The sequence below is a fragment of the Pseudomonas sp. DCA-1 genome (assembly GCF_046523955.1).
Classification (GTDB): domain Bacteria; phylum Pseudomonadota; class Gammaproteobacteria; order Pseudomonadales; family Pseudomonadaceae; genus Aquipseudomonas; species Aquipseudomonas putida_Y.
In genome coordinates, this window is sequence record NZ_CP169881.1 from 2693354 (window position 1) to 2712277 (window position 18924).

The following is an 18924-nucleotide window of genomic DNA, read 5'->3' on the forward strand; positions in this document are numbered from 1 at the left end:
GGCGCTTGCCATGAGCCAAGCCTGCGCTGGCATTCCATGCATTGTGTATTGTTGTAAATAAATGGCAAACGTAAAAAAGCCCCGCAGACCATGGCCTGCGGGGCAAGCGGTTGGGGGAGGAGCCAACCAAAGGAGCCGTTGAAACGGGGTGTGTCAGTGTGCGCTGGCCACCGTCTCTGGTTGCCAGCCGCCGCCCAGGGCCTTGTAGATCGAGACGATGCCGCGGTACAGCTCGACTTCACCCTGGGCTTGCGCATCTTCAGCACTTAGCCGCTCGCGCTCGGCATCAAGCAGTACCAGGTAGTCCACGGTGCCCTCGCGATATCGAATCGAGGCCAGTTCTGCTGCCTTGCGGCTGGCATCGCTCTGGCGCATCAGCGACAGCAGACGCTGCTGGGTCTTGTCGTAATCGCTGAAGGCATTGGCCGACTCCTCCAAGGCCAGCAGCACCAGCTGTTCGTAGTTGGCCAGTGCCCCTTCGGCATCGGCCTTGGCGCCGCGCAGGCGGGCCCGCACGCTGCCCAGGTCGAAGGCTGCCCAGGTAATGCTCGGGCCCAGCGCCCAGGCGTTGGCCGCCGAAGAGCCGATCTGCGAGCCGCGGGCGGCGGTAAAGCCGAGGAAGCCACTGAGGCTGACACGGGGGAACAGGTCGGCGGTGGCCACGCCAACGTTGGCGGTGGCGGCCGCCAGTTGGCGTTCAGCGCTGCGGATGTCCGGGCGACGGCGCAGCAACTCACCCGGGTCACCCACCGGCAACGCCTTGGCGATGGCCGGCAGTGCCTTGGGCGACAGGTCTACGCTGAGCGCGTCAGGGCGCTGGCCGAGCAGGGTGGCGATGCGGTGCCGAGCCCGAGCCTGTTCGGCTTGCAGTTGCGGTACGGTGGCTTCGACCCCGGCCAGGCGCGCATCGGCACGCACCACGTCGAGGTCATTGCCCACGCCGGCATCGCGCAGGGTTTCGGTAATGGTGCGTGATTCCTGCTGGGTCTTCAGGTTGGCCAGGGCAATCTTTTCGCGCAACTGGGCACCGCGCAGTTGCCCGTAGGCATCGACCAGTTCGGCGATCAGGCTGACCTGCAGCTGTTGCAGGTCGGCGGCGGCCGCCGCTTCCTGGGCTTCGCTGGCTTCGATCTGGCGCTGGATGCGGCCGAACAGGTCAAGTTCCCAGGCCATGTCCAGGCCCAGGTCGTAGCGCTCACTGTTCACCCGCTGCGTGGTCTGGCCGGGGATCTGGCCCTTGCCGAGATCGCTGCTGGCACGGCTGGTGATCACCGGGAACGGGTCGTTCTCGGCGTCTTCGCGGATCGAGCGGGCCGATTTCAGGCGGGCGAAGGCAACGCGCAAGTCACGGTTGCCGTCCAGCGAAGCCTGCACCAGCTGGTTCAGCACCGGGTCGTCGAACTGCTTCCACCACAGGCTCTCGAAGCGGCTTCGGTCGTAGGCCTTGGCCTGCACATCGCTGCCCAGTTGTGCAGGTTCGGTAGCTGGCGCCTGGTAGTCCGGGCCTACCGCACAGGCCGCCAGGGCCAGTGCCAGCAGGCTTGGGGTCAGGGGTTTGAGCAGGTTCATGCGTGGTTCTCCAGCACTTGAGCGTGTTCAGCCTTGCGGGCCTGGCGACGCTCGACGAAACGGCGGATCAGGAAGAAGAACACCGGGGTCAGGAACAGGCCGAACACGGTGACGCCGATCATCCCCGAGAACACCGCCACACCCATGGCATGGCGCATTTCCGAACCTGCACCGGAGCTGAACACCAGGGGCACCACGCCCATGATGAAGGCGATCGAGGTCATCAGGATCGGCCGCAGACGCAGGCGGCAGGCTTCCAGCACCGCAGCCAGCGGGTCGAGGCCCTTGGCCTGTTCATCCTTGGCGAATTCGACGATCAGGATCGCGTTCTTGCACGCCAGGCCCACCAGTACGATCAGGCCGATCTGGGTGAAGATGTTGTTGTCGCCACCCGATACGATCACACCGGTGATGGCCGACAGCAGGGTCATTGGCACGATCAGGATCACCGCCAGCGGCAGGCTCCAGCTTTCGTACTGGGCGGCCAGCACCAGGAACGCCAGTAGCACGCACAGCGGGAACACCAGCAGCGCGGTATTGCCCGAGAGGATCTGCTGGTAGGTCAGGTCGGTCCACTCGAAGGTCATGCCGTTGGGCAATTCCTCTTTCAGCAGCTTCTCGATTGCAGCTTCCGCCTGACCAGAGCTGTAGCCCGGTGCGGCGGCACCGTTGATCTCGGCAGTGATGAAGCCGTTGTAGTGCATGACCCGGTCCGGCCCCGAGGTATCGCTGACCTTGAGGAAGGTCGCCAACGGGATCATCTCGCCAAGGTTGTTGCGCACCTTCAGTTGGCCGATCTGCTCGGCATCAAGGCGGAACTGCTGCTCCGCCTGGACGTTGACCTGATAGGTACGGCCGAAGCGGTTGAAGTCGTTGGTGTACAACGAGCCCAGGTAGACCTGCAGGGTGTCGAAGATGTCGGTGATCGCCACCCCGTGGGTCTTGGCCTTTTCCCGGTCGATGGCGGCATCGACTTGTGGCACGTTGACCTGGTAGCTGGTGAACAGGCCGGCCAGCTCTGGGACGTTGTGGCTCTTGGCGATGATGTTCTGGGTTTCTTTATACAGCGCCTCGTAACCCAGGTTGCCACGGTCTTCGATTTGCAGACGGAAGCCGCCAATCGTGCCCAGGCCTTGTACCGGCGGTGGCGGGAAGATCGCGATGTAGGCGTCCTGGATGTCGGCGAACTGGGCATTCAGTGCGGCTGCGATGGCTGCCGCTGACTGGCTCGGGTCCTTGCGCTCATCGAATGGCTTGAGCGGGGTGAACACGATGCCGCTGTTCGGGCTGTTGGTGAAACCATTGATAGACAGGCCCGGGAAGGCCACCGAGTCGGCCACGCCAGGCTGCTTGAGGGCGATTTCGCTCATGCGCTTGATCACCGCTTCGGTACGGTCGAGGCTGGCCGCGTCCGGCAGTTGGGCGAAGGCCACCAGGTACTGCTTGTCCTGGGCCGGCACGAAACCGGTCGGGGTGGACGAGAAGCCCAGGTAGGTCAGGCCCATCAGGCCGGCATACACGAACAGGGCGATGCCACTGGAGCGGATGACCCGGCGCACGCCACCGACGTAGCGGTTGGACGCACGGTCGAAGAAACGGTTGAACGGGGAGAACAGCCAGCTGCCCAGCAGTTTGTCGAGGAACCGCGAGAAGCGGTCCTTGGGTGCGTGGTGCTCCTTGAGCAGCACCGCAGCCAAGGCTGGCGACAGGGTCAGCGAGTTGAACGCCGAAATGACGGTCGAAATGGCGATGGTCAGGGCAAACTGCTTGTAGAACTGCCCGGTCAGGCCGGAAATGAACGCAGCAGGTACGAACACAGCGCACAGTACCAGGGCGGTGGCGATGATCGGCCCGGTCACTTCGCTCATGGCTTTCTGCGTGGCTTCCAGCGGCTTCAGGCCCAGCCCGATGTTACGTTCGACGTTCTCCACCACGACGATGGCATCGTCCACCACGATACCGATGGCGAGCACCAGCCCGAACAACGACAGCGCGTTGAGTGAAAAGCCGAACAGGTGCATGACCGCGAAGGTACCGATCAGCGAGACCGGCACAGCCAGCAGCGGGATGATCGAGGCGCGCCAGGTCTGCAGGAACAGGATCACCACCAGCACCACCAGCACCAGGGCTTCGAACAGGGTGTGCACCACCGCTTCGATGGAGCCGCGCACGAAGATGGTCGGGTCATAGACGATGCTGTAGTCCATCCCTTCCGGGAAGTCCTTTTTCAGCTCGGCCATTTTCGCCCGCACTTCGTCGGAGATCTCGATGGCATTGGAGCCTGGGCGCTGGAAGATCGGGATGGCCACCGCCGGCTGGTTGTTCAGCAGCGAGCGCAGGGCGTACTGGCTGGAGCCGAGTTCGACCCGGGCGATGTCCTTCAGGCGGGTGATTTCTCCATCGGCACCGGCGCGGATGATGATGTTTTCGAACTCTTCCTCGTTGACCAGGCGGCCCTGGGTATTGATCGACAGCTGGAAGCTGGTCGAGCCTGGGGCAGGCGGTGCGCCCAGCTGGCCGGCGGCCACCTGGCGGTTCTGCTCGCGGATGGCGGCTACCACATCACTGGCTGTCAGGTTGCGCGAAGCGGTCTTGTTCGGGTCCAGCCATACGCGCAGCGAGTAGTCGCCCATGCCGAACAGCTGCACGTCACCTACGCCGCCCAGGCGCGCCAGCTCGTCCTTGATGTTGAGGATGGCGTAGTTGGACAGATAGAGCATGTCGTAGCGGTTGTCCGGCGAGGTCAGGTGCACGACCATGGTCAGGTCAGGCGAGGCCTTGTCGACGGTGATACCGATACGGGTCACTTCCTCGGGCAGCTTTGGCTGGGTACGGGTGACGCGGTTCTGCACCTGCACCTGGGCGTTGTCCAGGTCGGTACCCAGGGCGAAGGTGATGGTCAGCGTCAGCTTGCCATCGGCAGTGGACTGGGAGGACATGTACAGCATGTTCTCCACTCCGGTAATGGCCTGCTCCAGCGGCGCGGCAACGGTTTCGCCGATGACCTTGGGGTTGGCGCCTGGGAAGTTGGCGCGCACCACCACGGTGGGCGGAACCACTTCGGGGTATTCGCTGATCGGCAGCTGGAACAGCGAGATAGAACCCGCAATCAGCAGCACCAGCGACAGCACCGCGGCGAAGATCGGCCGGGTAATGAAGAATTTCGAGAAGTTCATCGGTAGGGTCCCTTAACCGCGTGGCGCCTGGGCGCCGGCGACTTTCACGTTATTGCCCGCCATTTTCGGCGCCGGGTTGCTGGCCTCCAGGGCCTGACGCTGCCGTGCAAGAGCGGCGAGGGTTTGCTCGCTGGCCATCGGTGTTTCCTCCGGGGTTACCGGCGAACCAGGGCGCACGCGCTGCAGGCCCTTCACCACGATGCGTTCGCCCTTGTCCAGGCCGCTGCGGACGATGCGCAAGCCTTCAAGTTTCGGCCCCAGTTCCACGGTGCGGTAGGTGGCTTTGTTGTCCTTGCCCATCACCAGCACGAACTTCTTGCCAAGGTCGGTACCCACGGCTTCGTCGTTGATCAGCATGGCGTCGTACTGGGCGCTGCCGACCAGTTTCAGACGCGCATACAAGCCTGGTGTGAACTCGCCGTCGCTGTTGTCGAATACCGCGCGACCCCGGATGGTGCCAGTGCGCGGATTGACCTGATTGTCGACGAAGTTCATGTGGCCCAGGTGCGGGTTGCCGCTTTCGTTGGTCAGCCCCAGGTATACCGGGGTGCTCTGGCCACGCTGGCCTTCGCGGGCCAGCTGGGTGTACTTGAGGTACACGCGCTCGTCGGCGTCGAAGTAGGCGTAGACTTTGTCGGTGGATACCACGCTGGTCAGCGGGGTGACATCGGCGGTGACGATGTTGCCGGCGGTGAACTCGGCGCGGCTGACACGGCCACTGATGGGCGCAGTGACGCGGGTAAAGCTGAGGTTCAGGCGCGCCAGGTCGAGCTGGGCCTGGATCGCATCGACGCCGGCACGGGCTTCGGCGGCAGCACTGCTGCGCGATTCGGCCAGTTCGGCGGAAATGGCGTTACTGTCACGCAGGCGCTCGCCGCGGCGGGCTTCATTGGCGCTGCGGATGGCGGTGGCCTTGGCCTGTTGCAACTGGGCTTCGAGGCGGCGTACTTCTGCCTGGAACGGGCGCGGGTCGATCTGGAACAGCAGGTCGCCTTTTTTGACCTGGGCGCCTTCAGTGAAGGCCACCCGGTCGATCTGGCCGGAGACCCGCGGGCGCACTTCGACGGTTTCCGGGGCTTCGAGGCGGCCGGTGAACTCGTCCCATTCGGTGATCGGTTGCTCGATCACCTTGGCCACGCTTACCTTCGGCGCGGCGGGCGCCTGCACGGCGTCGGGGGTTCGACCGCAAGCGCTGATCACCACCACTGCCAGGGCAGCGAGGGGGAAGCGCAAGGGTTTGAGTGATTGTTCCATGGAGAACTCCGCCAATGTATTAGTAGTGGGCGGAGTGTGAGTGTGTTGCGCGTGAGGTACGAATCGAACGGGGCGAAGGTTAATATCACGCTGAATGATAGGTGGGGATCAATTATCGATGACGGCCATGGTTGGGCGAAGCGCACTGCCTGTGCAGGCATCCCTTTACGCGAAAACCTGGGCCTGGCCATTCAGTGAATGCTTGAGGCCAGCTCGAAAATCGGCATGTACATGAGGATCACGATCAGGCCGATCAGCAGGCCGATGAAGGTCATCAGCAACGGCTCGAACAGTTTGACGAACCATTCCACCCAGCGGCCGATTTCCTGGTCATGGAAATCGGCGCAGCGCTCCAGCATCTCGCCCAGGTTGCCGGACTGCTCGCCAGCCCTCAGCAGGCGCAGTGAAACCGGCGTCACCAGGTGCCCGGCCGCCAGTGCATCGGAGAGCGGCAGCCCTTCGCCCACCCGCTGGCAGGCCTGCTCCAGGCCCTGCGCTGCTGCGTTGCCGAGCAGGCCGCGGGCCATGCCCATGGCGGTGAGGATGGGAATGCCGCCTTGCAGCAGGATGCCCAGCGAGCGATAGAAGCGCGCCAGCTCGTACATCATCAGGCGCTGGTGCAGTGCTGGCAGGCGCCGCAGTTGGCAGGAGGCCCAGTACCGTACACGCGGGTGCCTACGCAGCAGCCAAAGCGCCGCGACCCCACCGACGCTGCCCAGCGCCAGGGGCGCTTGCTGGGCATGCAGAAACAGGCCGACCTGCATCAGTACCCGTGACAACCAGGGTAGTTCGGTGCCCATGCCCTCGAACACTTGGCTGAAACGCGGCACCACATAGCCGAGCAGGAACAGCACCACCCCACCCCCCACCAGCAACAGCAGCAACGGGTAGACCGAGGCACCCACCAGCTTCTGTCGGACCAGGTCCAGGCGCTGGCGATAGCTGATATAGCGGGTGAGGGCATCGCCCAGGGCGCCGGTGCGTTCACTGGACTGCACCAGCGCCACATACAACGGCGGGAATACACGCGGTTGCTGGCCCAGTGCCTGGGACAGCGAGCGGCCCTCGTACAACTGGCGTACCAGCTCGGCGAGCACCTTGCGCGCTGTCGCTGCCGGGCTCTTCTCCGCCAGGCTTTCCAGTGCGTCGATCAGCGGCAGGCCGGCATTGAGCAAGGTTGACAGTTCCTGGCTGAACAGCACCAGGTCGAACGCCGCTTCACGGCGCCAGGCCATGCCGCGCAAGGCGCCGCCGCTGCTGCGCAGGCTGAGCACACGCAGGCCTTGGTCTTCGGCCTGGCGGCGGGCCTGGTCCGCGTCCTCGGCATCGATCTGCAACTGCACCACGCCCTGCCTACCCAGGGCCTTGAGGCTGTAGCGCATGGCCGCTCTCCTTACTGCCAGCTGGTAATTTCGGCGTTTTCCCCATCGCCACCCGGCTGGCCGTCCTTGCCCATCGACAGCAGGTCGTACTCACCGCCGTTCTCGCCGGGTTGCCGGTAGATATACGGGCGGCCCCACGGGTCTTGCGGCACGGCCTTCTGCAGGTACGGGCCGGTCCAGCGAGCCTCGCCACTGGGGGCGACCACCAGTGCCTGCAAGCCTTGTTCGCTGTTGGGGTAGTGGCCGACCTCCAGGCGGTACAGGTCCAGGGCCTTGCTCAGCCCCTCAATCTGCGCCCGCGCAACCTTGGCCTCGGAGCGGCCTAGCTGACTGAAGTACTTGGGCGCGACGATGCCGGCCAGCAGGCCGAGTACCACCAGTACCACCAGGAGTTCAAGCAGAGTGAAGCCACGTTGCGGGTTGGTTCTGCGCTGCATGGTGAAGCCCTCCACTGCTATGGGGACAAGCGTTGACATGCACCATGCAACAGCCGTGCACGTCTGCCCCGGGGCCTTGCGCCATGGGGCACAGGAAGCGGCACAGTGCTTGCGTCGTGGTGACTGTCCTCGGGTTTTCCGGGGCATTTCCCCCACATCGGGGCCACGACGAAGAGGCGACCGGCATGCGTGGACTCATCCTCGGTTTGATCTGGCTGGCGGCAGGTGCTGCCCAGGCCGATGTGTACATCTCAATCGATGCCAAGGGTGGCTACGTGCTGACCAATGTCCATCGACCAGGGCGCCACTATGAGAAGGTGATCAACGAGCCGCTGTCCCAGGGTGGGCCGGTCAAGGCGCAGATGATCACTGGCCGCCCTTACGCCGAGGTCGTCGCCACGGCTGCGCGCATCCACAACGTGCCGCCGGCGCTGCTGCACGCGGTGATCAAGGCCGAGTCCGGCTACAACCCCAAAGCCCGTTCGCGGGCGGGGGCAGTTGGGTTGATGCAACTGATGCCGGATACCGCCCGCGAGATGGGGGTGCAAGACCGGCTGGACCCTGAAGACAATGTGCAAGGCGGGGCACGCTACCTCAAGCAAATGCTTACCCTGTTCGACAATGACATCACCTTGGCTGTGGCGGCCTACAACGCCGGCCCGGATGCTGTATTGCGGCGCGGTGCCGTGCCGCCGTTTGCCGAGACCCGGCGCTATGTGCCCACGGTGCTGCGCGAATATCGCAAGTTGCAAGGGTTGACTGATGATTCGCCCTTGTAACACCTGGCTTGCAGCTCCCGTATTCCACAGGGGCAGCGCCACCTTCGGCTGTAACGGGTAGGGTGAAGTGAGGAGGGGATCAATACCCTTCGGCGGATGCCATCAATTTAATACCATGGATTCCCCAAGTCTGGGCTATAACCTTCTAAAGGTGCCCAACTGAGGTGTCCGTTATGGACGTCGCCCCTCGTTCCGACACTATTGACGTGCCTGCCGGTAGCGAGTTGGCCGTCCCGCGCAAGCCGTTCAACCTGCTGCGCTGGTATGCCTGGGTCAGTCTAGCCATCATTCTCTCGGTGGCGGCCGGGCTGGGGCTGATTTCCAGCCGCTTCATCATCGACGAGAGTGTCGAGCGTGATGCGCTACTCACCGCACAGTTCATCACCTCCATCGCCGATGCCGAAGTGCGCCATGTGTCGATCCCCAATGTGCGGACCATGGGCGAACTGCTCGATCCGCGCACCGACCGCAACAACTTGCCCGAGGTCGACCCGGAAGCCCGGCGCATGGCCCGTGGCGAGTTCCTTGACCATATCGCTCACCTGCCCGATATTCTGCTGGCCAATATTTATGCTTTGGACCATACAGTGATCTGGTCCACCAACCCGGCACTGATCGGCAAGCTGATTGAAGGCGACGAAGACTTGAATCGGGCTTTCGAGTACAAGATGCGGGTTTCGGCCAGCTACCACAATTTCGAACAGGCCCGCACCGAGCAGAAGTTCATCACCCCGCCCAAGCAGCTATTCATCGAGAACTACATTCCGCTGTTCGATGCCGATGGCGATCAGGTCACAGCGATGGTCGAGATTTACAAGGAACCCCATGACCTGATCGTACGCATCGAGCGTGGCCTGATCCTGATCTGGTTGGCCATCACCGTCGGCGCTGCTCTGGTCTATGTCGGCCTGTACGGCATCATGCACCGCGCCGCGCGGCTGCTGGCGGTGCAGCAAAAGCGGCTGATCAGCAGCGAAACCTACGTGGCACTGGGTGAGGTGTCGTCGGCAGTGGCCCATAGCCTGCGCAACCCGCTGGCCAGCATCCGCTCAAGTGCCGAACTGGCCCAGGCGTTCGACGAAGGCCCGGCGCAGAGCCAGGTCAACGACATCATCAGCCAGGTCGATCGCATGTCGCAGTGGATCCGCCAGATGCTGCAGTCACTGCGCCCGCTGAACGACGAGGCGTTGGCGGTGGACTTGCCGCAGGCGCTGGAGGAGGCCCTGCAGACCTACGCTGTGCCGCTGGCGCGCAGCGGAGTAAGCCTGGACCTGCAACCCTTACCGGCCGTGCAGGTGTTGGGGCACCCGGTATTACTGCGCCAGGTATTCAGTAGCCTGATCGCCAATGCCTTGGAAGCGATGGAGCAGGGCGGGCGGTTGCGTATCGAAGTGGTACGTCACAACCGGCGCAGCCTGACCTTGCGCTTGTCCGACAATGGCAATGGCATGAACGACGAGCAGCAGCGAATGGCCTTCCGACCATTCTTCACGACCAAACCAGGTGGGCTGGGGGTGGGGCTGGTGCTGGTGAAGCGCATCATGGAACGCTTCGGCGGTACGGTTCGGCTCAGCAGCAGCGAGGGCCATGGCACGAGGGTTTCGTTAAGTTTCCGACTGACCTGAAAGCACCAAGACACATTAATAAAGGGATGTAAGATTTTGATATAAAAGCTAATAGCGTTTTGGGTCAAAATCACCCAAATGTGGGGAAGACTCCTCAAAATTAATCTAGAAAGTTCTTTCAACTTACTGATAAATAACAGTTTTAATAGGTAATAGTCCTGCTGGCTGAGTTTTTGCAGCGTAATTTGTGAAGCGCGACACACGACAAAGGGCAGCTGCGACTGCCGGGTGGATTGCTAACCATTGGCTACTGCCATTGGCCTTGATGCAGTTCTGAACGTACGCCCTGCGCGGGAACTACGCGATGCAGATGCTGGAAAACGAAGCGCCCGAAAAGGCCAATGCGACCGCCAGCGGGCTGGCCGTACCCTTGCGTGAATTCAACCTGCTGCGCTGGTTTTCGGTGATCAGCCTGTTAATCATCACCACGGTGGCCGGTGGGCTGGGTTACGTCTCGACGCGCTTCGTGGTGCGCGACAGCGTGCAGCGCGATGCCATGCTCACCGCGCAGTTCATTCAGGCAATGGCCCAGGCCGAAGTGCGCCATTCGCAATTGCCGCCGGGCACCACTATGGGCGAGTTGCTGGACCCGCAGTTGGATCTGCAGCACCTGCAGTTCACCCCGGCGTTGGCCGAAGCGACCCGGGTCGAGTTCCTCGATCATGTCAAACACCTGCCGGATACCTTGCTGGCCAATGTCTACGCCCGCGACCGCACCATTGTCTGGTCCACCAACGTCGAGCTGATCGGCAAGCGAATAGGAGATGATGGTGATCTTGAGCGCGCTTTTCACTCGCGCAAGGCGGTGTCGGCCAGTTATCACAAGGCCGCCGAGGATCGCGAAGAGCAGAAGTTCCAGCGCGCACCGCGTTACCTGTTCATCGAGAATTACATCCCGCTGTTCGACAGCCAGGGCGAGCAGGTACTGGCCATGGTGGAAATCTACAAGGAGCCGCAGGATCTGATCCGGCGCATCCAGCGCGGCTATTTGCTGATCTGGGCCTCTACCTTGGTGGGCGGGGCGTTGATCTACTTCGGGCTGTTCTGGATCGTGCGCCGGGCGGCGCACATGCTGCGCCTGCAGCAAGAGCGGCTGGTGGCGAGCGAAACCTATGTGGCGCTGGGTGAAATGTCGTCGGCAGTGGCTCACAGCATGCGCAATCCGCTGGCCAATATCCTCTCCAGCGCCGAACTTGCCCAGGAGACCGCCAACCCTGCTGCGCAGAAGAACATCACTGACATCATCAGCCAGGTCGACCGCATGTCGCGCTGGGTGCGCGACTTGCTGGTGTCGTTGCGCCCGGCCAGTGATGAACCCGAGGCCGTGGACCTGGTGGCGGCCATCGAGGACACCCACCTGGCCTTCGCTCAGCAGATCGAACGCAATGGCGTGCGCTTCCATTTCGAAGGGCCTGACGTGCAGTGGGTGGTCAGCCAGCCGCTGCAGCTCACGCAGATTCTCAACAGCCTGTTCTCCAACGCCCTGGAGGCCATGCCCGCTGGCGGGATGCTCAATGCCCAGGTCAATGTGCAAGAAGGCCTGCGTGCCGAGTTCGTGCTGACCGACACCGGCAAAGGCATGAGCCAACAGCAGGAGCGGATGGTGTTCAAACCGTTCTTCACGACCAAACAGGGTGGCCTCGGCGTAGGCCTGGCTCTGGTCAAGCGCATCATGGAACGTTTTGGCGGCTCGGTCAGCCTGAGCAGCCGCGAAGAGGAAGGAACCCGCGTCAGCCTTACATTCAATATTGCAGCGGGAGGGGAACATGGAGCACAGCATCCTGGTCGTCGAGGATGATGAAATCCTTGCCGACAACATTCGCACTTACCTCAGCCTCAAGGGCTACGAAGTCATCGTGTGCCACAGCGCAGAGCTGGCGCTGGAGCAGATCAAGCGGGCGCAGCCTGACGCGGTGCTGACCGACAACTCGTTGCCAGGCATGAGCGGGCACGACCTGTTGCGTACCCTGGTGGCCCAGGCGCCAGGCCTGAAAGTGATCATGATGACCGGCTACGGCAATGTAGAAGATGCCGTGCAGGCGATGAAGGAGGGCGCCTTTCATTACCTGACCAAGCCGGTGGTTTTGGCCGAGCTCAAACTGACCCTGGACAAGGCCCTGGCTACCGAGCGTATGGAACGCACGCTGTCGTTCTACCAGGAGCGCGAGGCGCAGAAGTCCGGGTTGCAGGCATTGATCGGCGACTCGCCGGTGATGCTCACCCTCAAGCACACCCTGCGCCAGGTGCTCGATGCCGAGCGGCGCATGGCCAGTGACGACCTGCCACCGGTGCTGATCGAAGGCGAGACCGGTACCGGCAAGGAGCTGGTGGCCCGCGCCCTGCATTTTGATGGTTCGCGCAGTAAAGGGCCGTTCATCGAGTTCAATTGCGCTTCGATCCCTGCCAACCTGCTTGAGGCCGAACTGTTTGGCCACGAGAAGGGCGCGTTCACCGATGCCAAGGAGCGCCGGGTGGGACTGGTGGAGGCTGCCGATGGCGGCACCTTGTTCCTTGACGAGATCGGCGAAATGGACTTGGTGCTGCAGGCCAAGCTGCTCAAGTTGCTGGAAGACCGCAGCATCCGCCGGATTGGTGCTGTGAAGGAGCGCAAGGTCGATCTGCGGGTGATCAGCGCCACCAACTGTAACCTGGAACAAATGGTGCAGCAGGGCAAGTTCCGCCGTGACCTGTTCTTCCGCCTTCGCATTATCGCCTTGAAGGTGCCGCGCCTGTATTCGCGTGGCCAGGACATACTGCTACTGGCGCGGCATTTCCTTGCCCACCATAGCCGCCGTTATGGCAAGCCAAACCTGCGCTTTTCTGCCGAGGCTGAGAACCTGATGCTCGGTTATAGCTGGCCTGGCAATGTGCGCGAATTGCGCAACATGCTGGAGCAGACCGTGTTGCTGGCGCCGAACGAAGTCGTGCAGGCGCATCAGTTGAACCTGTGCATGACCTTGGTTGACGAGCCGTTGGCGCAGCAGCCGATGGCGGCCATGTTCGAAATGCCGCGGCACGAACCAGAACCGGGTACAAGCCTGCCTGACATGGAGCGTGACCTTGTCTGCAAGACCTTGGACCGCACCGACTGGAACGTGACCAAGTCAGCGCGGATGCTGGGGTTGTCGCGGGATATGCTGCGTTACCGGATCGAAAAACTGGGTCTGACCCGGCCCGACAAGCGTCAGTGGTAGTACAGGCAGGGTCGTCAACGGTTACCTGTGCCCGAGCTGCCTTCTCCTTGCCGGCCGGTACCTTCCGACCCACTGCCATCCATCCCCGGCAGATTGCGGTTGTCATTCTGCATGGCTGGCGGGCTTTGTGGTTCGTTGCCCTGTATGCGCGGGTCGGTATCCCGCGGCAAGGGCTTCTCGATCGGGTTGAGGGTGCTGTCCACGCCTGGCTGTGGCGCTGTATTGTGCGGATCGTCGGGGTAGGTCGGGCCTGTGCCGACAGCAAAAGCCAGCGGCGAGGCGAGCAGGGCAATCGACAGGATGATTGAGCGGGGCATGGCAGGCTCCTTTGCTATACGGGTAGGGCTCATACTTCCCTTTGGCCTTACCCGAAACGTGAAGGTGCCATTACCCCGATCAACGGTCACACCACCAGCGACAGCAACATGATGAAAATGATGCCGACGATGGACAGGATCGTCTCCATCATGCTCCAGGTCTTGAAGGTTTCTGCCACGGTCATGTTGAAGTACTGTTTCACCAGCCAGAAGCCGGCGTCATTCACATGGGACAGGATCAGCGAGCCGGCACCGGTGGCCAGTACCAACAGCTCACGGTTCACCCCCGGCACCAGGTCGATCACCGGCGCCACGATACCCGCGCCGGTGATGGTGGCGACCGTGGCGGAGCCGGTCGCGATGCGAATCACCGCCGCCACCAGCCATGCCAGCATGATCGGCGAAATTTCTGCCTGCACAGCCATCTGCCCGATCACGTTGCCTACGCCGGTGTCCACCAGCATTTGCTTGAAGCCACCGCCAGCGCCGACGATCAGCACGATGGCGGCAGTCGGTGCCAGGCTCTGGTCGAGCATCTTCATGATCTGCTGGCGATTGAAGCCGCGAGCCGAGCCGAAAGTGTAGAAGGCCAGCAGCAGGGCGGCGAGCAGGGCGGTGATCGGGTGGCCGATCAGGTCCATCCACTGGCGCACGATGTGCTCGGCAGGCAGCACCACGTCGGCGAACGTTTTCAGCAGCATCAACGCGACTGGTAGCAGCACGGTGATCAGGGTGATGCTGAAGCTTGGCAGGTTGCCCTGGTCGGACTCCTTGGCGATCTGGTCCATCAGTTCCTGGGACGGGTTGCCCGGGATGTAGCGGGAGATGAAGTTACCGAACAGAGGGCCGGCAATGATCGCGGTGGGTAGTGCGACGAGCAGACCATAGAAGATGGTCTTGCCAATGTCAGCATGGAAAATGCCGATTGCCAGCAAGGGGCCCGGGTGTGGTGGCACCAGACCGTGCACCACCGACAGGCCGGCCAGCAGCGGAATGCCGATCTTCACCAGCGATACGCCGGAGCGCCGGGCGACGATGAATACCAGTGGAATCAGCAGCACAAAGCCGATTTCGAAGAACAGCGGGATGCCCACCAGGAAGGCGGCGAACATCATCGCCCAATGCACGTTCTTCTTGCCGAAGGCGCGGATGAGGGTTTGCGCGATCTGGTCGGCCCCCCCGGAGTCGGCCATCAGCTTGCCGAGCATGGTGCCCAGGGCGAGCACGATACCGACGAAGCCGAGTACGCCGCCAAAACCGTCCTGGAACGATTTCATGACCTTGGCCACCGGCATGCCGGAGGTCAGGCCCAGGAAGCCGGCCGCGAGGGTGAGGGCGACGAAGGGGTGAACCTTGAAGTGGGTGATCAGCAGGATCAGTCCGACGATGGTAACCATCGCGTCGAGCAGCAGGAAAGTATCAGTAGCCAGTCCGAACATGGTTTGAAGGCCTCGGTCTTATCGTTGTTTTGGGCGTAGCTTTTTGGAGTCTTTGCCCGCTTTACGGGTCGGGGTAGCGCTGTCTTGGGTGAGACGGAAAAACCACCGAGGTCAGGCGGTTTGCGCCAGGCCCGGCTCACCGCAGCGCTTTAGCCAGCGGTCCACCGCTTCGGCCAGTGCTTCGATCGGTTGGGTGGCGTCCAGAGCAAGTGTCAGGGGCTCGCCACGTGGCGATTCCAGGGCAGCGAACTGGCTGTCGATGAGGCTGGCCGGCATGAAGTGTCCTGGGCGAGCCAGCACGCGTTTTTCAGCCTCGGCAGGCGACAGTTCGAGGAACACGAACACCAGCCCGGGCATGGCATCGCGCAGGGTATCGCGGTAGCGGCGCTTGAGTGCCGAGCAGGTCAGGATCGGGCGTTCCCCGGCTTGGGTGGTGGTTTGCAACTCTTCACCAAGGCGGACCAGCCAGCCGGCACGGTCACTGTCATCCAGCGGGATGCCAGCACTCATCTTGCGGATGTTTTCGGCAGGGTGGAAAGCGTCGCCTTCGATCAGGCGGCCGCCGCTTTTGGCAGCGATGGCGGCGCCGATGCAGCTTTTGCCGCAACCGGCCACGCCCATCACCACAATGGCGGACAGGGGAGAATTCATCAGTACCTCCTGCGGGTGAGATAGCGCTGTCTCGCCATTGACGAACAGACACCTCCCCGGTGTTATTGGTCTTGTCCTTACGCAGTATGGACGCCTGGTGGCAAGCGCGTGGTGGCTGCTACCAAAGATTACATTGCCTGCATCCTGAGACAGCGCTACCTTAGTGGCCGTTCCCTATCCTTGCAAGTAGTAAAATTACAACATTCATGTCCCGCACCGGCTCCCGTACTACAGGTCGTCCCACCCTGGCTGAAGTTGCCAGGCTTTCCGGGGTTTCCCCGATTACCGCTTCGCGCGCCTTGCGTGGGGTCAGCACGGTTGCGCCTGACCTGGTGGAAAAGGTCATCGCGGCGGCGGCTAGCCTCGGCTATGTGGCCAACCCGGCGGCCCGGGCGCTGGCCTCGGCGCGCAGCCAGTCGGTGGTGGTGTTGATCCCGTCGTTGTCCAACCAACTGTTCATCGACACCCTGGAGGCCATTCACGAGGTCATGCGCCCGCGCGGGCTCGAGGTGCTGATCGGCAACTATCACTACGACCTTGCCGAAGAAGAGAACTTGATCCGCAATTATCTGGCCTATCAGCCCTGCGGCATTTTGTTGACCGGTTTCGAGCGTAGCGATGCTGCGCGGCAGATGCTGGCTGCCAGCGGCGTGCCGTGTGTGCACATGATGGAGCTCAATGGCGAGCCAGGGGCTTTGTCGGTCGGTTTCTCGCAGCATCAGGCCGGACGTGCTGCTGCACGGCACCTGATCGAACGCGGGCGCAAGCGCCTTGCATTCATTGCCGCGCAGCTGGACCCGAGGGTGATGCAGCGTGCCGAGGGATTCCGTCAGGCATTGGCAGAGGCCGGTTTGCAGGCCGCCGAGCTGGAGGTGTTGGCCCCGGAGCCATCGTCGATTGCCCTGGGCAGCGCGCTGTTCAGCCAGCTGATGCAGCAGGCGCCGGATGTCGACGGCATTTTCTTCTGTAACGACGACCTGGCCCAAGGCGCGGTGCTGCAGGCCTTGCGTCAAGGGGTGGAGGTGCCACGTCAGGTGGCGATGGTCGGTTTCAACGATTTGCCGGCATCGGCGCATATGGTGCCGCGGCTGACCTCGATTCGCACACCACGGGCTGCGGTGGGGCGGGGCGCAGCGCAAGCGCTGCTGGCGTTGCTGGATGGCAAGCGGGTGACGAACGCGCAGCAGGATCTGGGCTTTGAGCTGATGGTGCGCGAGAGCTCCTGAGAGCGACCGTCAAGGCGTCGGCGCGTCCTCAAGACAGGCGCTGTAGATTTAGATTCTCTGTTGGCGGTCAAGCTTTTCTGAGGTGTTCCATACCCGTTTGTGTCAGGGCGGCAAGGTGCCTGCCTTGGTTTTTACGGTGATGCGTAGATCCAGCGCCGCCCGCGCGGCGCATCGCGAGCAAGCTCGCTCCTACATTTGTTTCGGGCCAATTATTCCTGGGGCAGACGCGCACATCCCCTTGGCGCTCACCTCGATATCGTGGGGACACCAGGGCGGTCGCGCGCGCAGGCACAGTTTGTGTCAGGGCGGCAAGGTGCCTGCCTTGGTTTTTACGGTGATGCGTAGATCCAGCGCCGCCCGCGCGGCGCATCGCGAGCAAGCTCGCTCCTACATTTGTTTCGGGCCAATTATTCCTGGGGCAGACGCGCACGTCCCCTTGGCGCTCACCTCGATATCGTGGGGACACCAGGGCGGTCGCGCGCGCAGGCACAGTTTGTGTCAGGGCGGCAAGGTGCCTGCCTTGGTTTTTACGGTGATGCGTAGATCCAGCGCCGCCCGCGCGGCGCATCGCGAGCAAGCTCGCTCCTACATTTGTTTCGGGCCAGTTATTCCTGGGGCAGACGCGCACGTCCCCTTGGCGCTCACCTCGATATCGCGGGGAACAAACAGGGCGGTCGCGTGCGCAGGCACAGTTTGTGTCAGGGCGGCAAGGTGCCTGCCTTGGTTTTTACGGTGATGCGTAGATCCAGCGCCGCCCGCGCGGCGCATCGCGAGCAAGCTCGCTCCTACATTTGTTTCGGGCCAATTATTCCTGGGGCAGACGCGCACGTCCCCTTGGCGCTCACCTCGATATCGTGGGGACAAACAGGGCGGTCGCGCGCGCAGGCACAGGCGATACTGGCCCGAAACAAATGTAGGAGCGAGCTTGCTCGCGATGCGCCGCGCGGGCGGCGCTGGCTCTCTGAGGCGCCACAAATGCCACAAATGCCACGACTTGCCAACGGCGTTCTATGCTCAAGAAACCGCGCATAGGGAGCCCCGCGTCATGTTCGATTTCCATCGCAAGTCTGATTTGGCAGAAATCCAGCGCAGCCGCCAGGCGCTGGCCGATGCGCAAGCCAAACTGGCTGCTATCAGCCGTTCCATGGCGATGATCGAGTTCGCCCCTGACGGTACTATTCTCGACGCTAACGAGCGCTTCTGCCAGGCCATGGGCTACAGCGCCGAGGAGCTGCGAGGTAAGCACCACCGGCTGTTCTGTGAGCCGGACTATGCAAAAAGCGCCGAATACCAGCAACTGTGGCGCGAGTTGGGGCAGGGCAAGGCAATCAGCGGTACGTTCGAGCGCATCGACAAGGCGGGGCGCGAAGTCTGGCTGGAAGCCAGCTACATGCCAGTGCTGGACGAGCAACGGCAAGTCACCAGCGTAATCAAGGTGGCATCTGACATCACCCAGCGGGTGGTGCTGGAGCACGAGAGCGAAAGCCTGCTAAAGGCCATCAGCCGCTCCATGGCGGTGATCGAGTTCACCCCACAAGGCCGGGTGATCAAGGCCAACCAGAATTTTCTCGACACCATGGGCTACCGCCTCGATGATGTGGTTGGCCGCCACCACGGGCTGTTCTGCCTGGCGCATGAACGCGAATCGGCCCAGTACCGCGAGTTCTGGGCTTCTCTGAACCGTGGCGAGTACCATTCACATCGCTTCGAACGCGTCAACAAGCAAGGCCAGACCGTCTTCCTGGAGGCCTCCTACAACCCGATCTTCGACAGCAAGGGCCGCCTGTGCAAAGTGGTCAAGTTTGCCAGCGACATCACCCAGCAGGTCTGCACCCAGCAAAGCGCCGCCCATGCCGCTCATGCCAGTTCGGTGCA

At 62.5% G+C, this 18924-nt stretch carries 13 protein-coding genes and 1 pseudogene; 6 read left to right on the forward strand and 8 right to left on the reverse strand.

All coding sequences use genetic code 11. From position 1 onward, the window contains the following. Positions 1-153: 153 nt before the first annotated feature. The 5 genes from ACE4QZ_RS12615 to gspG all read right to left on the reverse strand — a co-directional run bounded on the left by ACE4QZ_RS12615 (position 154) and on the right by gspG (position 7818). Positions 154-1569, reverse strand: a complete 1416-nt coding sequence (locus ACE4QZ_RS12615; protein WP_084851049.1) for an efflux transporter outer membrane subunit — start codon at positions 1567-1569, stop codon at positions 154-156. Beyond that, positions 1566-4745, reverse strand: coding sequence for an efflux RND transporter permease subunit (locus ACE4QZ_RS12620; RefSeq protein WP_021782978.1), 3180 nt, complete (start codon positions 4743-4745; stop codon positions 1566-1568). Before ACE4QZ_RS12620 ends, ACE4QZ_RS12615 begins: the two co-directional genes overlap by 4 nt. A gap of 12 nt (positions 4746-4757) precedes the next feature. Then, positions 4758-5999 carry a multidrug efflux RND transporter periplasmic adaptor subunit MexE gene (gene mexE / locus ACE4QZ_RS12625; RefSeq protein WP_021782979.1) on the reverse strand — a complete coding sequence of 414 codons (1242 nt, stop codon included), beginning with the start codon at positions 5997-5999 and terminating at the stop codon, positions 4758-4760. A gap of 191 nt (positions 6000-6190) precedes the next feature. Beyond that, a complete protein-coding gene (locus tag ACE4QZ_RS12630; protein WP_021782980.1) occupies positions 6191-7381 on the reverse strand; it encodes a type II secretion system F family protein in 1191 nt (396 codons plus the stop codon). Between the two features lie 11 nt (positions 7382-7392). Next, on the reverse strand, positions 7393-7818 hold the full coding sequence (gspG, locus tag ACE4QZ_RS12635; protein ID WP_003253843.1) for a type II secretion system major pseudopilin GspG: 426 nt from the start codon (positions 7816-7818) through the stop codon (positions 7393-7395). A gap of 185 nt (positions 7819-8003) precedes the next feature. Between gspG and ACE4QZ_RS12640 the strand changes: the two genes are divergently transcribed. The 4 genes from ACE4QZ_RS12640 to ACE4QZ_RS12655 all read left to right on the forward strand — a co-directional run bounded on the left by ACE4QZ_RS12640 (position 8004) and on the right by ACE4QZ_RS12655 (position 13416). Further along, a complete protein-coding gene (locus ACE4QZ_RS12640; RefSeq protein ID WP_021782981.1) occupies positions 8004-8597 on the forward strand; it encodes a lytic transglycosylase domain-containing protein in 594 nt (197 codons plus the stop codon). A 173-nt stretch (positions 8598-8770) separates the two neighbouring features. Beyond that, entirely contained in the window at positions 8771-10222 is a 1452-nt protein-coding gene (locus ACE4QZ_RS12645; protein ID WP_021782982.1) for a sensor histidine kinase, read from the forward strand. A 304-nt stretch (positions 10223-10526) separates the two neighbouring features. After that, a complete protein-coding gene (locus ACE4QZ_RS12650) occupies positions 10527-12020 on the forward strand; it encodes a sensor histidine kinase (RefSeq protein ID WP_021782983.1) in 1494 nt (497 codons plus the stop codon). Then, positions 11989-13416 (forward strand): sigma-54-dependent transcriptional regulator, encoded by a 1428-nt coding sequence (locus ACE4QZ_RS12655; RefSeq protein WP_021782984.1) that lies wholly within the window; start codon positions 11989-11991, stop codon positions 13414-13416. The genes ACE4QZ_RS12650 and ACE4QZ_RS12655 overlap by 32 nt, the downstream gene beginning before the upstream one ends. A gap of 14 nt (positions 13417-13430) precedes the next feature. Here ACE4QZ_RS12655 and ACE4QZ_RS12660 read toward each other — a convergent pair whose 3' ends face one another. The 3 genes from ACE4QZ_RS12660 to ACE4QZ_RS12670 form a co-directional block, all read right to left on the reverse strand. Next, the gene (locus tag ACE4QZ_RS12660) at positions 13431-13733 is read right to left on the reverse strand and encodes a hypothetical protein (protein WP_021782985.1); all 303 of its coding nucleotides are present in this window, start codon (positions 13731-13733) and stop codon (positions 13431-13433) included. An 86-nt stretch (positions 13734-13819) separates the two neighbouring features. Next, positions 13820-15172: a GntP family permease gene (locus ACE4QZ_RS12665; RefSeq protein WP_021782986.1), complete on the reverse strand. Its 1353-nt coding sequence runs from the start codon at positions 15170-15172 to the stop codon at positions 13820-13822. A 111-nt stretch (positions 15173-15283) separates the two neighbouring features. Beyond that, entirely contained in the window at positions 15284-15823 is a 540-nt protein-coding gene (locus ACE4QZ_RS12670; protein ID WP_021782987.1) for a gluconokinase, read from the reverse strand. A 206-nt stretch (positions 15824-16029) separates the two neighbouring features. Here ACE4QZ_RS12670 and ACE4QZ_RS12675 point away from each other — a divergent pair, with 206 nt between their 5' ends. Both ACE4QZ_RS12675 and ACE4QZ_RS12680 read left to right on the forward strand, forming a co-directional pair. Further along, positions 16030-17049 carry a LacI family DNA-binding transcriptional regulator gene (locus ACE4QZ_RS12675; protein WP_021782988.1) on the forward strand — a complete coding sequence of 340 codons (1020 nt, stop codon included), beginning with the start codon at positions 16030-16032 and terminating at the stop codon, positions 17047-17049. 1150 nt (positions 17050-18199) lie between these two features. Then, positions 18200-18829, forward strand: a pseudogene (locus ACE4QZ_RS12680) (PAS domain-containing protein); the annotation flags it as partial. Positions 18830-18924: the final 95 nt, after the last annotated feature.